We start from the raw sequence: 14,316 nt of genomic DNA on the forward strand, positions 1-14,316 counted from the left end.
TAAAGACATTAGCACGAGCGGGTTGGGCTGTGCTAATAGTTGCCTTGGTTTGGGCTTTTTAGAATACCTCGGGAGTGAGAGCCCGAGGTATTTAAAAGACAGATCAAATGGGCGTTTATAGGATCTTAACACAGAAACAGGTATGCCATGAAGTATGAATATAGTTCAGGAGAACGATGAGAGATCATTTTATTAGAATTGGAAGCTTTGTGGTGCCTGTAATCCAAATGAATCGTGTTTAAAAATGAAAAAGTGGAAGACCGTATTGTCACTTGTTTTTATGGGCTTGGCTGTGTACTTTGATTGGCAATGGTTTTGGGCGGTGTTTATCCTTCTTGGATTAATTCATGTGATAAGAAGCGGGGAAATTCACTTTGTAGAAGCCGTTTCAAAAAAAGAAACACCCGGGCTATACCGCATTATGATCATTATCTGGTCATTACTGGCATTGTATTCCATAGTTAATTATTTGAACGTTTTTGATATAGGTCAAAATTAGTGACACCGTTAAACAATACTTTTGAATTAAATATTTTGAAATGAAAAACAGCACCTTACTATTCAGAAGCCTGGCCATCATTATCCTCATTGCGGGAGTTGCCCACCTGGTTAGATTGGGTCGAAGTTATACAACAGGAGAATCCGTGAGTTATACAACAAGCCCGATCGTAGATGAACATACTAATACCGACTTTACCGAAAGTGACTCAAATTCAAAAAAGATACTTAATTATAATGAAAATACCGATTATATCACCGGAACATGGCTTGCGAATTATAAGTCGGCTGAATTTGAAGGTGCGGTGCTTTACCATTTAAAAAAGGAAGGCAGGGTTTTTAATGCTTATGCTATGGAATATCAGGATGTCCATGGTAATTCTCAAAAAGCAGAGGGCCATAAAGTACTTACCATAAAACGTTTTGACGGCTATAAAGGAAAGGGCGTCTATAAAATGGAATATAAGGGGAAAATCCATAACATGGATTGTAGTATTGATATGGTGGATGAAAACACCTTTAAATTAAGCTATGACTACTACGGTTATAGCGATGTTGAAACCTGGAAAAGACAATAGATCATGGTAGAGATGTTATCTGAAAAATTAGAATGGATCGATGTGCAATACTGGTTTTATGTACTTAATGATCTCAGTTTATTGTACCTGATCATTCCCTTTTTTGTTTTAGAGCTCATTCGTTATGCCTTTCTTAAACAATTGACCAAAGACCTGATCTTTGATTCGATAGCCAGTGTACTTACCTATGGCGGCTTTTTGGTTGTTGGAATACTATTGGGTTTACTGGCCGTGACCAAGGTGTATTTTTGGATACATAATAATTTTAGTTTGCCACATCTTGAGCTTAACTGGGTCACCATATTGACTTGCGTCCTTCTTGCCGATTTTGCCTATTACTGGGAGCACAGAGCCATGCACCGGATAGGCATTGGATGGGCTACGCATACCGTGCACCACAGTTCGGAACATTTTAATATGTCCGTGGCGTATCGTTTCGGCCCGCTGGATGCCATTATGCCCATCATTTTTTCAATACCTATTGTTATGTTGGGGTTTGACCCCGTACTGGTATTGTTATCAGAGGTTTTTGTTCAGGTGTTTCAAACCCTGTTGCATACCGAGATCATAGGTAAGTTGACCAAACCCGTAGAGTTCATTTTTAACACGCCCTCCCATCACCGGGTACATCATGGTTCCAACCGGCAATATTGGGATAAGAACTACGCCGGAATCCTCATTATTTGGGACCGGATGCTGGGGACTTTTGAACCTGAAGTAGAAAAAGTAAAATACGGTATTTCACAACCCATAAATACTAATAACCCCATCATAGTCTTTTTTCATGGGATCAGTCGTTTGTTCAAAAAGATGAAAAAGGTTAAAGGGTTTAAAAATAAATTACTGGTATGTCTTAAACCACCGGATTGGATGCCTGCTGATCCGAAATAAAAAAAAGGATAAATCAGAGAGAAGTTAAATTAAATTATGAAGCTATGACGCGTAACGATTTTATTAAAATGTGTGGGTATTTGGGAATTGCATTGCCTTTGCCCGGGGTCTTGACGTCTTGTAAAAAAGATGATGGGCCTGTTACTCCTGATGAAAAACAAGATAAAGTACTTGTTATTGGTGCCGGCCCTGCCGGTATGACGGCCGGTCATTTATTAGCGCAACAAGGTGTTGATTTCCAAATATTGGAGGCACTGCCAAATCCAGGAGGCAGAATTAAGACCAATAAGACCTTTGTTGATTTTCCAATACCGCTGGGAGCGGAGTGGCTCCATGTAGAAAGGAGTGTCTTTGATGAAATTGTAAATGACCCTTCGGTAGATCCGGAGGTCAATACCGTAGGTTACAATCCGGCAACCGATGTTTATATCAATTCGGAGAATGGAGAACCTATTTCCTTAGAGGAAGTAGGCTTTTCCATAGACAGGAAATTTGTTGACTACAGTTGGTTGGATTTTTTCTCAGACTATGTGCTGCCAAATATCCAATCCAGGATCTTATATAATAAACCGGTAGTTAAAATCGATTATTCAGGGGATCTGGTTAAAGTAAGTACGCAGGATGGTATGGATTATACGGCCGATAAGATCATTTTTACGGTGCCGTTAAGAGTTTTGCAATCCGGGGATATCAGTTTCGTGCCGGCTTTACCGGCTTATAAGCAAAATGCTATCAATACCACACAGGTTTGGAGTGGCTTTAAGGCATTTTTTGAGTTTAAAGAGGTGTTTTACCCCACCTTAATTGGATTTGATATCCAGCCACCTACTTTAGGTCAGAAAATGTTCTATAATGCATCCTATGGCCAAAATACTGCACACCATGTTTTAGGGGTATTCTCCACCGGAGCACCAGCAGAACTCTATATCTACCTCTCCGATGACCTGCTTAAAGATTATATATTGAATGAATTGGATGAACTATTTGAAAACCAGGCAACGCCAAATTATATAAAGCATGTGACACAGAACTGGAATGGAGAACCTTATGCCCAGGGTGCCTATTTGTCGGCTCATGAAGACGCTTCCAAGGTAAGGGATCTCGAAAAGACCATAGATAATAAGGTGTTTTTTGCCGGGGATTCTTATACCTCAGGAGATGATTGGAGCAGTGTGCATGCGGCGGCACGTTCCGCTATAAAAGCCGTGGATAAAGTGTTGGTGTAGAGTAGAGTATGAAAAAATTATAGAAGAATAGTGTATAGTTTTAGTTTTTAGTTTGATTTCCAAAGGGGAGGTATTTGCTCTTTATAGGACACCGTCAGGTGATGAATTTCCCAAGTAACTAAGGAAGCTTAGCCTCTTTTAGTAGCAAGGACCAGTTGCAGAAGCAACTGGTCTTTCTGTTTTTATTGAAATAGGTATGAATCTAAAACTTAATCTAACCTGAGTTCGACATATTATAAGATGATAATAAGCGGTTTAACTACAATAATCATATTAACTATGTCATTCCAAACGAGGAACGAGGAGGAATCTCATGCTAATGAGATATCTCGTCGCTCATACTTCGCTCTGTCGATATGACAAATCACAGTTTTCTCGATATTATTATGGCAATGATTCATTTGCTAAAATTTAAATCGAACTCTCGTTAATCTACCATTTTAATCAAATTTTGATAAATAGCTTCAATTTTGTTCATGAGTTTAAAGCCATCATGAATCACACGTGATTTCACCACGATTTCTGCGGAGATCCTATGGTCTGAAACGTTGGATTTGGTTATGGACAATCTTTCATTAGGAAAGAAGATCTTAAGGGTATCCGACCCATCCTGTAAGTTCAGATCAAACTCACCGCTTACCCAGTTCAGAAATTTTCTGTAGACGTCCATGCTATGGAAGGATTCTTTTCTAACAAATTGATGAAACGGTCTGTCAAATGAGATCTTTAATTTATTAGCTATGCCTGAGGAAACATTAGGATGCATGATTTTTCATTTTTAATAGTTTTAAATTATAGTTTTTGTTAAGTATAAAATTGTATAAGAGTACCTTATACATCTGTTTATACCGGTTCATTAACAATATTGTCAATTATATTATCAATAGGCCTTCTGATAAAATGAGTGGCCTTCAGTCCTTTTTTACTAAGCGCCTGCTGAATATAGTCTTGTGCGAAATAGGCAATAGACCCTACAAAATGTAAAGGCACTGTTTTAAGTTCTTCCTTGTGTTGGAGAATGTGGTTTTCAATAAATACAGTCATCCCGCCCAAAAGGACTTTTTTTATGAAAGGATGGGTTTCATTTTCAAACAGAAAACGGGCAAAATCCGCCAGGTATTTATTTGGTGTAGTTGATTTATACAACTGCTTAACGACTTCTCTTTCTTTTAAATTATAAGCTTTTTCAAAGCGAACCCTTAATGCTTCAGGCATTTGCTTATAGTAATAAGCTTTTAAAAGCTCCTTTCCGAAGTAGTTACCACTGCCTTCATCCATTAAAATATAACCTAAAGCCGGTGATTTTAAATGGGCCTCCTTACCATCAAAGTAGCAACAATTGGAACCTGTCCCCAATATACATACCACCGCGGGTGTACTTGTAGTGGCATAAACCGCTGCCATAATATCTTCATGTGTTGAAGCGTTGGCATTCTTAAAATGCGATGTTAGAATTTTATTGACCTTATGTTGATTCTTTTTGGTACCACATCCGGCTCCGAAAAAATGAATGGATGTAACCTGGTCTTTATAGGAAAACAGGTCTTCGTTCCCGGTTATTATGGATTTAAGTTGCTTTTTTGACAAAATAGCCGGATTTAACCCTTTGGTTCTGATCTTTATAGGGTTTGACCGGTTGTCACTGTATAACATCCAATCACATTTTGTAGAGCCGCTGTCTGCTATTAATATCATCAGTTAAATTTTTAATTGGCTAAATAATGTGTTTCGTAATATCCGGTTAAGGTCTTTAGGGCATCGGTTACCACAACTTCAACATCTGCAAAAGGTTTGTTCAAGGTTTTAAGGTGTTCTTCAATAGTGTTTAAATCGGCTTTTGAGATTTTTTCCTGCGCTACTGCTTTTGAAAGGACTTCTGCCGTTTCCGACAGGGTTTTCGATAAGCTTTCCAGTGGCAATAATTTAGGGTTCTTGCTAAGCTTTGAGAACGCATTATGATTGTTGCTCCAAAGTTTTAAATAGTATAATAACTCAGTTTGAATGCTGTCATTACCGTTTACAAATTGAGAGACCAGGGTGTTAAATACTTCAGCATCTTCTGCATCCACCACACAGGCATCTGCAAATAAGGTGAATGGTGAATATGATTTATATTCTATACCGCCTTTATTGCGTTGGTAAACTTTTAACGGTTCACATACCTTTGAAAGTGTAGTTAAGGCCGAGATATCCTGGTTATTGGTAAGGTTTCTTAAAATAACCGCTCTGTTTTTTATATGTGTAATCCCTAATTCTTCCAGGTTGAATGATACCGTTTTCAAACGCTTTTTCATAGCATGCACATCATTAACATCTTTGGAGGACCAAAAACGTTCGGCAATAGCTGCCGTTCTTGGCCATATCCGGGAATCTATGGTCAACGGGGTAACCAGTTCGCTCCACATGGTGGTTTCGCCACCTAAAATTCGGGATCGTTGGGCAGGCGTTAGTTTGATATCCCCAATGGGGTCAACACTATAATGATGTGCAACGGGTAACATTCTATCAATATAATACCCATTGGAAAGGACCGTTTGATAGCCGTTTTTAGCAGCGGCAATTAAAGAACCACCATTTGGCACACCTTCATTTTCACCGCGCCAGGAATGAATAACAGCAGTTGTAGGCATGTCAGGGGTCATGATCTCATCCCAACCCATCAATTTTTTGTTGAGTTTGGATAGTATTTTTTCCAGTTTGATATTGAAATGGGTTTGCAGGTCATGATTGGTTTTTAAACCATGTTGCTCTTTGAAGGCCTGGATGGTTTCGTTTTCATCCCAATGTTTTCCTTCGTTTTCGTCTCCCCCTATATGGAAATAATCATCAGGGAACAACGGCGCCATTTCAGAAAACAGGTTTTCTAAAAATTCATAGGTCTTTTCATTGGTAGGATCAAGCGTTGGATCGAAAACGCCGGAATAGCGTTCAATGGCATAATGAAAACCGGGTTTGCTTCCCAATTCGGGATAGGCTGTTAAAAGCGCTGAGGCATGCCCCGGAACATCAAACTCCGGAATCACACGAATGCCTAATTTGTCGGCATAAGCCACTACATCTTTAATTTGTTCCTGAGTGTAGTATAAGCCATCTGAGGCAAATTCCTGAAGTCTTGGATAGACTTTGGATTCTGCCCTGAAACCCTGGTCATCAGTCAAGTGCCAATGAAATACATTCATTTTTACCGAAGCCATGGCGTCTAAATTGCGTTTAAGAACCCCCACAGGTTGAAAGTGCCTTGCTACGTCAATCATCAGGCCACGCCATACAAACCGGGGCGCATCTTCAATATGAATTCCGGGAAAATAATAATCTGTATCGCTATGCTGTGTTAATTGTAATAGTGTTGCTAAACCACGAGTGGCCCCTACATCGGTTTTAGACCTAATGGTTATTGAGGAATCGCTAATGTCCAAACTATAAGATTCATCGGTATTGATGCTTAAAGTGGCAACCTGGTCAAATGTAATTTGAATGGTTCCGTCTTTGGCAGCAACAGGAAATCCCTCGTTTAAAAACACACCGGTCCTGTTACTTAACCGTCTTAAAAAATTAACAGCGGCATTACGAACTCTTCCCGATGTATCATCAGCATTTATAGAGATCGTAACGTCGCTATTAATTAAAAACTTAGCAGGGTTTTCTGTAATGTCTTTTGGCCATGGCATTAAATCATACTGTTCCATTAACGCATTTTGCCCATTGGTATCACCACTTGAGCAATTAAAAAGTAAAAGAAACAATAGGATTTTTTTCATGCGTTCTAAATTTTATAATTAATTTATTTTGATGTACTTCTCAATTATTTTTCGGTTAATATTTGCTTTTTTTGCTTTCTCGATCCCGGATTGGATCAAGGTGTCACCCGCAAAGTCAACTTTAAAGGAAAATGTATGTCCTTTAAGGGCTTCAACAGAGGTATAGCTTAAGGTCTCAACATAATTGTTGTTGTTTAAGGTATAGGTGCCGCCACCGCCATAAAAATGCTCGGTGGATTGATTATGCTGGTTGAAAAAAGCAAAATGGCTGTCATTTATGATCTTTATAAATGCGGTGTTGGTCAAATCCTTTACTGTTAAAGAGTCCTGTTCTAAAGTTTCGGCATACACCATTTTCCAGGTCCCCAATAACGGATTGACCGGTTGCTTTTTAGCACAACTTAAAATCAATACCACTAAACATAAAGAAAACAGAGCCAGAGACTTCATAAGACTAATTATTTACTTTATAAAAATTCATAAATTTTGCCTAAGAAAAAATAAATTTAGACAGACAACGTAATATCTAAGCTAAATGCTTGAATAACTGGTACTAAAATGGGATTAGAAAATATACCTTTTGAATGCTTCAATAGCTGCGTAATCCGCTAAGCCGAGATCGTTATATTTTTTGGCTGTTAATCTGTTTCTGTCTTCGGCACGTACCCAGAATTCCCTGGAGTCACCACCCTGGAACATCACACCGTCTTTTTGCGATTGGTGATAGAAAATAGCATGCCGTTTTTTAAGTACCTGGTCCGGACTCATTGGAACCGCCATTTCAATTTGATAGGATTCCCACTCGTGCCAGGCACCCCGGTATAACCATACCCAGCAATTATCCATATAATCGTTATGCTTTAATGCTTCTATAGCCATAAACAAGGCATCTAAACACACTTTATGGGTCCCGTGAGGATCTGCCAGATCGCCTGCGGCATATATTTGATGCGGTTTTATGTCATCAATTAACGCTTTCATAATGGCTACATCGTCATCACCTATATTATTCTTTTTTATGGTGCCGGTTTCATAGAACGGTAAATCCAGGAAGTGTACGTTCTCATCCTTTAGATCCAAATATCTTGTAGCGGCTAAGGATTCACTTCTACGGATCAACCCTTTAAGTTTTCTTACTTCTTCGGAATCAATATCGTTATCGGTCTTTATTTTCAGGAAATTGATGATACTCTGAGTTTCATCACAATCCGGACAAAGCGATTGGGTGATTTCAGCAAATTTTAAAGCTTCTTCATCAGATACGGCAATATTTCCGGACGTTTGGTAAGCTACATGAACGTCATGCCCTTGCTCTACCAACCTGTCAAAAGTGCCTCCCATGGAGATCACATCATCATCCGGGTGCGGACTAAAAATGATCACACGTTTACGTTCGGGAGTGGCGCGTTCGGGGCGATTAGAATCATCCGCATTAGGTTTTCCCCCGGGCCATCCGGTAATGGTGTGTTGTAATTTATTGAACATTTTTATGTTCAGATCGTAAGCCGTGCCTTCTTCGGTTAACAGACCAGACATCCCGTTATTGTTATAGTCAGAATCTGTGAGTTTTAAAATAGGTTTTCCTGACAGTTGGGAAAGCCATACCACAGCTTTTAATTTTAACGGTTCGTTCCAAACACAAGCTGTAACCAACCAGGGTGTTTTTACACGGGTTAGCTCTGATGCAGCACCTTCATCTAAAATAAAGGTAGTGTTATCATGGTTTTGTAAATAAGTTGCCGGAACTTCAGAAGTAATACCCCCTTCAACCGTCTTTTGAACAATTTCTGCTTTATTGGCGCCCCAGGCTAACAACACAATGCGTTTGGCGCTCATTACGGTGCCAATACCCATGGTAATAGCTTTTCTTGGTACGTTGTCAATGCCTAAAAAAGCAGGGGTAGCGTCCACACGGGTGATATGGTCTAATGTGATATTTCTCGTACCCGAATTATAATGTGATCCGGGTTCGTTAAAGCCAATATGCCCGGTTCGGCCTATACCTAACAATTGAAAATCCAAGCCGCCAACAGCTTTGATCTTCATTTCATAATCAATACAATATTGATATAGATTTTCACTGCTTACTTTTCCATCGGGAATATTTATGTTTTCAGGTAAAATATCTATATGATTGAACAGGTGTTCATGCATAAAATAAAAGTAACTCTGAATGTTACTTTTATCCATAGGGTAATATTCATCCAGGTTGAAGGTAATGACATTGGCAAAACTTAAACCTTCTTCCTTATGCATTCTAACCAGTTCTTCGTAAACTTTTATAGGAGACGATCCGGTAGCTAATCCCAGAACACAGGATTGGTTTTTTACCTGTTTTTCACGGATAAGGGTCGCTATTTCCTGTGCAACAAGAACGGAAGGTTCTTTAGAGTCTTTGAAGATAACGTTATGAACTTTTTCAAAACGTGTTTCTTCAAACATACCGGCTTTTGTGTAAGCTATATTTTTATGATCTGCAATTTTCACAGTGTTTCTTTTTCGGGTTAAGGATTTTTGGAAAAGCGAACGGAAAGGTTACATTTTCCGTTCGCTAAACATTAACTAAACTAATCTATGCTCAACTACTAAGCGAATATGAAAATTAAAAGTTTGGTCCTCCGGTATCCCACCAAAGGCGCGTACCGGCATTATCAGGGCCACTTAGTTTGTTAACGGCATCTGCCACACCGGCCGGATTGGTAGATAGTTCGCTGTCAACAAATGGAATACGTCTTATTTGAATATCTGTATCTACCACACCGCCGCTTTGATTGCTCACAACCGGGAAGATCTTAGGATATCCTGTGCGTCTGAACTCACTCCAGGCTTCCTGTCCTTCCGGGAACATAGCAATCCATTTTTGGGTAATGATCTTCTCCAGTTTGGTTTCGTTATCATCAGCATCGTTCCAGGCAATAGTGGCTGTACTAAGGGCAGCAATACTGTTAGCCGCATTTACAGGGTCTACATAATCTGCCGGTACAGAGGCGTTATCTACAATATAAGCCGCAGCACCGCCAACACCATGTTGATCAAAAGAGGTTTGAATGCCCATCTCATAATTGGTTTGGGCATTACCCGCACCGGACCAGCCTCTTAAAGCTGCTTCAGCTTTTAAGAAATATACTTCGGCACTGGTCATTAATTGTACCACTGAAGTGTGTATCCCATCATTGATTGCTGAGAATCCGATATAATCTGCTTTTTGCGCCAGCTCATCTGCATATCCCGGTAATAATGGTAATCCGCCTCGAATGCCTTTTACGGTTCCTGCTACACTTGTTGGGGTATCAAAATAGCTTTCTGCTCTGCCATCACTATATCCGGTAAGGATAGATTCCATAGAAGCATTCATTCTGATATCACCCCAGGAATTATCAATGATAGAGATTGGATGGTCTAATGAACTGTTTACATTAAAATTATCATCATTACCAGCCAATAATCCTAAGGACTGCGATAAAGCTTTTTCACCTTCGGTTTGGGCTTTTGAGGGGTCTACCTTAGAAATGCGGATAGCTAAACGCAATCTAAGCGAGTTGGCCAATTTTACCCATTGCGTATAATCGCCTCCGTATGATAAGTCAAACGCTGTAAACCTTGGACTGTCAATATCCGCCATTAAATTGGCTACAGCGGTGTCTAAGTCCGCAAAAAAGGCGTTATAAGCTTCTTGCTGCGAATCGTATACACCGGCATTGGCTAAATCGCCAAAGTTTGTATACACTATTGGTCCGAACACATCCGATACACGGTGCATAGCTTCAACTTTTAAAATTAAGGCTACCGCATGTAGTGTTGGAAATTCACCTTCGGTTAGTTCGCTAATCGATTGTACATTATTCATAACATTTGAATAAGGTACGGACCATATGAAGTTGTTCCATCCGCTTACTAAACTGTATGTTGTATTATTGGCGCCTGCCACGAATGGACGCGGGTTGGTCATATATCCCGAATATACATCGGCATTCAGGTTTTGTTGCAGCTGATAAGACCAGGCTGGTGTGTATTGATAAATACTCTCAAAAATAGGTTTGTATTTAGAACCTACGTGTTGAAAGTCAACTTCCAACTGATCCTGCGATATATTTCTTTCGTTGCCATTAAATTGTTCTAAATCACTACAGGACGTATTAATCAGACCTAAAACAATCAAACATGCTAATAGTTTATTTATTCTTTTCATTGTGTTCATTTTTTTAGAATGTTACATTTAGATTTAGACCTATGCTTCTGGATGATGGAAGTCCTAAAACATCAACACCTTGCAATGCATTTCCTGTACTTAAAGACAGGTTCGGATCATGTGGCGAATCTTTATAGAAGAAGAACAAGTTAGTTCCTACTAATGATGCTTTGACACTTCTGAATAAAGAGCTTTCACCAAGGTTGAAATTATAACCCAGGGAGAATTCCGCTAATCTTACATTGGTAGCACTGTAAATGTACTCGCCTGTAAAACCGTTTCTACCACCAACTTTTCCGTAGTATTCCTGTGCCGGCATGGTAGTAGCTACACCATCAACCTGAACATTTACAGGGCCATTATTGGTTTCTCTTGCCGAGTTATTACTAAACCCTTCAACAATAGCTTCGGTCATGCTCATGGTTTCTCCGCCAAACTTACCATCTATCAAGAAATCAACAGAGAAGTTTTTAATCCTAAAGGAGTTGTTCCATCCTAAAGTGAAGTCCGGGTTGGCATTACCTACTTTGGTAAGTCCGTCAACCGTATTATCATCGTCTGCAATTACGGCATCACCTTCAATAATAGGTAGACCATCTGCAGTCTTTCTAACTACCTGGGCATAAATATCTCCAAACGAACCACCTTCAACCAGGTAAGAACCAAACGTATTTACACCTTTACCGGAGAGGGTAAAGAATTCAGGTTCGATTAAGCCTTCCAATTGTTGACCATTATAAATTCTAACAATTTCATTTTTATTGGCTGCAAAGTTTACGTTTGTTGTCCATTTAAAGTCTTCTTCCTGAAATGGAATGGCAAACACAGAAGCTTCGATACCTTTGTTTAGTATTTCACCGGAGTTTAAGTTTGCCTGAGGAGCTCCGATAATGGATACGGAAGTAGAGAATGCATAGTACTGGTCAACGGTTTTTGTGTTATAATAACCAATATCAAATCCTAATCTGTTATTGTTGAATCGCCACTCCGTACCAATTTCAAACGATTTTTGTCTTTCAGGTTTAGGAGTAGAGCCCGGGAACGGTCTGATAGGATCGGTTGGATTTACACCACCGCCACCAAAAATGATACTGTTGTTTGGTGCTATCAGGTCTGCGGCAAAACCGTTACCTACTTCGGCGTATGATGCTCTTACTTTAGCGAACGATACGCTTTCAGGTAAATCTAACAATTCGCTTAATACACCTGTTACACCAACTGAAGGGTAAAAGAACGAGTTGTTTTCTGCCGGTAATGTTGAGGTCCAGTCGTTTCTGGCTGTTAAATCAACATATACTTTATCGTTAAACCCTATGGTTGCACTGGCAAATACCGAGTTCACCCTGGTTTCCAGAGAATTTTGAGTGAAAGTAACCGCCGGGTTTCCGTTAAAGTTTTGGTAAGCAAACACGTTTGCAAATTGTAACCCGCCGTTAGTACCGGAATCTGCATTAAATGTTTCCGTGGTAGTGCGGGTTGTACTGGTACCTAAGATAGCCGTAACCGATGTGGTCTCGTTAATATTGGTATTAATATTGGCTATAAAATCACCGTATAACTGCGTGTAGTCATTTTCAAAAACAATGTATCTACCATTAGCCGGGGCTAAAGTAGCTTCAGTTGTAGCGTGAATCCTTCTTTCGAAGTTAAATAAAGACTGGTCATAAGTCCCTCTGGTTTGTAATGATAGCCAATCGTTAATGTTAAAGTTCAAGCTTAAGGAGGCAACCAGCTTTTTATTGGTGTCTTCAGAAGCATTACGGTTAATGATCCAATAAGGATTTTGTTCAATGTCTGATGTGCCCCTGAACCAACGTTGCGCCATAATATTTCTGTTAGGCTCGAAAGCCTCAAAATCGGCATAATCAGATAAACGTTCGCTTGCTGACTCAAAAGCATAGGTTCCAACTAACGGGTTGAAATATAAACCTGAGATTGGCCTGTTTTTAATGTTTTGAGTAGATGCCATCACAGAAGCATTAATGTCTAATTTGTCGTTAAACAATTGTGCTGTTTCTCTAATATTGAACGTGTGTTGCTTTAAGTTATTAGTTGGTAAGACACCTGAAGCAAAGGTGTTGCTATAAGAGAAATACGTTTGCGCTTTTTCGGTTCCACCGGAAACCGATAAAGAGTTAATATTGGTAATTCCCGTGTCTAAGAAATCATCGATGTTACTTTGAGCCTCATCATTGAAATCCATAGTGTAGGCGGCACTGTCAACCGTTAAGTTTGAAGCGAAATCAACTTTAAAACTTCCGGAACGTCCTTTTTTAGTGGCAATTAAAATTACACCATTCAAACCGGCGCTACCGTATAAAGCCGATGCCGACGCTCCTTTCAATACGGTTAAAGATTCAATGTCATCCGGATTAATTAAGGCTAAGGCATCACCACCATCGCGGTTACCACCGTTAATATCTCCAAAAGTTTCAGCGGGCTGACTTGCAGATGGATTAGACAGTGGCACACCATCTACCACATAAAGCGGTTGGTTGTTTCCAATAGATGAGTTACCACGTAAAGTCACTTTAACAGAACCACCAACACCGGAAGAACTTCTTGTTATAGAAACCCCTGATACTTTACCGGATAAACTGTTTATCGGGTTGGTCTGTCTGGCTTTGTTCAACTCGTCTGCATTAATGTCCTGAGCCGCATAGGTCAAAGACTTTCGGGTCTTTTTAATACCTAATGCCGTTACAACAACCTCTTTTAATTGTTGTGCGTCTTCCTCAAGTTGGACATTAATAGTATTAGAGTCGGCGACGGTTATTTGTGCAGTAGTCATTCCCACATAAGAAAAAACCAATACATCTCCTACATTTACCGTTAGGCTGTAGTTTCCGTCAAAATCTGTTTGAGTACCGTTAGTAGTACCTTGTACAATAACATTAACCCCGGGAAGAGGAATGCCATCAGCTTTAGAAGTTACTGTTCCTGTAATATCCTTTTCCTGTGCAAAAGAAAACTGCACTACAAAAAGTAAAAAAGAAAACAAGAATAGTGTACGTAAGTTTTGTTTCATAATTTGATTTATTTTGTTTTTTAGTTGAGCCAAACTATCTATTATGAAAATTGTTTTAAAAAAAATTATACCAACAGCATGGTTTTGCACACAGACAACCTTCTAAATTCGATAAGTGATTTTGGGATAATAAAGAATTGTCGATTTA

At 39.4% G+C, this 14,316-nt stretch carries 11 protein-coding genes; 4 read left to right on the forward strand and 7 right to left on the reverse strand.

The features are described 5' to 3' along the window. Positions 1-244: 244 nt before the first annotated feature. From Q0983_RS04285 to Q0983_RS04300, 4 genes are read left to right on the forward strand one after another with little or no spacing between them, the layout of a single operon-like run. Positions 245-499 carry a hypothetical protein gene (locus Q0983_RS04285; RefSeq protein ID WP_299549278.1) on the forward strand — a complete coding sequence of 85 codons (255 nt, stop codon included), beginning with the start codon at positions 245-247 and terminating at the stop codon, positions 497-499. Positions 500-539: 40 nt separating this feature from the next. After that, entirely contained in the window at positions 540-1,076 is a 537-nt protein-coding gene (locus Q0983_RS04290; protein WP_299549281.1) for a hypothetical protein, read from the forward strand. Positions 1,077-1,079: 3 nt separating this feature from the next. Next, a complete protein-coding gene (locus Q0983_RS04295) occupies positions 1,080-1,967 on the forward strand; it encodes a sterol desaturase family protein (protein WP_299549284.1) in 888 nt (295 codons plus the stop codon). Positions 1,968-2,011: 44 nt separating this feature from the next. Continuing rightward, a complete protein-coding gene (locus Q0983_RS04300; protein ID WP_299549286.1) occupies positions 2,012-3,193 on the forward strand; it encodes an NAD(P)/FAD-dependent oxidoreductase in 1,182 nt (393 codons plus the stop codon). A gap of 427 nt (positions 3,194-3,620) precedes the next feature. Here the strand turns inward: Q0983_RS04300 and Q0983_RS04305 are convergent, their stop codons facing one another. From Q0983_RS04305 to Q0983_RS04335, 7 genes are all read right to left on the reverse strand, one after another. Continuing rightward, entirely contained in the window at positions 3,621-3,959 is a 339-nt protein-coding gene (locus Q0983_RS04305; RefSeq protein ID WP_299549288.1) for a hypothetical protein, read from the reverse strand. A gap of 77 nt (positions 3,960-4,036) precedes the next feature. Then, entirely contained in the window at positions 4,037-4,888 is an 852-nt protein-coding gene (locus Q0983_RS04310) for an N-acetylglucosamine kinase (protein ID WP_299549291.1), read from the reverse strand. Between the two features lie 11 nt (positions 4,889-4,899). Next, positions 4,900-6,951, reverse strand: a complete 2,052-nt coding sequence (locus Q0983_RS04315) for a family 20 glycosylhydrolase (RefSeq protein ID WP_299549293.1) — start codon at positions 6,949-6,951, stop codon at positions 4,900-4,902. 18 nt (positions 6,952-6,969) lie between these two features. Next, entirely contained in the window at positions 6,970-7,401 is a 432-nt protein-coding gene (locus tag Q0983_RS04320; RefSeq protein ID WP_299549296.1) for a hypothetical protein, read from the reverse strand. A 114-nt stretch (positions 7,402-7,515) separates the two neighbouring features. Then, positions 7,516-9,438 carry a glucosamine-6-phosphate deaminase gene (nagB, locus tag Q0983_RS04325; protein WP_299549299.1) on the reverse strand — a complete coding sequence of 641 codons (1,923 nt, stop codon included), beginning with the start codon at positions 9,436-9,438 and terminating at the stop codon, positions 7,516-7,518. A 115-nt stretch (positions 9,439-9,553) separates the two neighbouring features. Beyond that, entirely contained in the window at positions 9,554-11,140 is a 1,587-nt protein-coding gene (locus Q0983_RS04330) for a RagB/SusD family nutrient uptake outer membrane protein (protein ID WP_299549302.1), read from the reverse strand. A 13-nt stretch (positions 11,141-11,153) separates the two neighbouring features. Then, a complete protein-coding gene (locus tag Q0983_RS04335) occupies positions 11,154-14,168 on the reverse strand; it encodes a TonB-dependent receptor (RefSeq protein WP_299549305.1) in 3,015 nt (1,004 codons plus the stop codon). Between the last annotated feature and the right edge of the window lie 148 nt (positions 14,169-14,316).

The sequence above is a fragment of the Seonamhaeicola sp. genome (assembly GCF_028281565.1).
Classification (GTDB): Bacteria; Bacteroidota; Bacteroidia; order Flavobacteriales; family Flavobacteriaceae; genus Seonamhaeicola.

What these genes read in the sequence shown, in the direction of transcription:
- Q0983_RS04330 (WP_299549302.1), bottom strand. Translation starts at nt 11,140, where the DNA reads ATGAAAAGAATAAATAAACTATTAGCATGTTTGATTGTTTTAGGTCTG.
- Q0983_RS04290 (WP_299549281.1), top strand. Translation starts at nt 540, where the DNA reads ATGAAAAACAGCACCTTACTATTCAGAAGCCTGGCCATCATTATCCTC.
- Q0983_RS04335 (WP_299549305.1), bottom strand. Translation starts at nt 14,168, where the DNA reads ATGAAACAAAACTTACGTACACTATTCTTGTTTTCTTTTTTACTTTTT.
- Q0983_RS04320 (WP_299549296.1), bottom strand. Translation starts at nt 7,401, where the DNA reads ATGAAGTCTCTGGCTCTGTTTTCTTTATGTTTAGTGGTATTGATTTTA.
- Q0983_RS04310 (WP_299549291.1), bottom strand. Translation starts at nt 4,888, where the DNA reads ATGATATTAATAGCAGACAGCGGCTCTACAAAATGTGATTGGATGTTA.
- Q0983_RS04305 (WP_299549288.1), bottom strand. Translation starts at nt 3,959, where the DNA reads ATGCATCCTAATGTTTCCTCAGGCATAGCTAATAAATTAAAGATCTCA.
- Q0983_RS04295 (WP_299549284.1), top strand. Translation starts at nt 1,080, where the DNA reads ATGGTAGAGATGTTATCTGAAAAATTAGAATGGATCGATGTGCAATAC.
- Q0983_RS04285 (WP_299549278.1), top strand. Translation starts at nt 245, where the DNA reads ATGAAAAAGTGGAAGACCGTATTGTCACTTGTTTTTATGGGCTTGGCT.
- Q0983_RS04315 (WP_299549293.1), bottom strand. Translation starts at nt 6,951, where the DNA reads ATGAAAAAAATCCTATTGTTTCTTTTACTTTTTAATTGCTCAAGTGGT.
- Q0983_RS04300 (WP_299549286.1), top strand. Translation starts at nt 2,012, where the DNA reads ATGACGCGTAACGATTTTATTAAAATGTGTGGGTATTTGGGAATTGCA.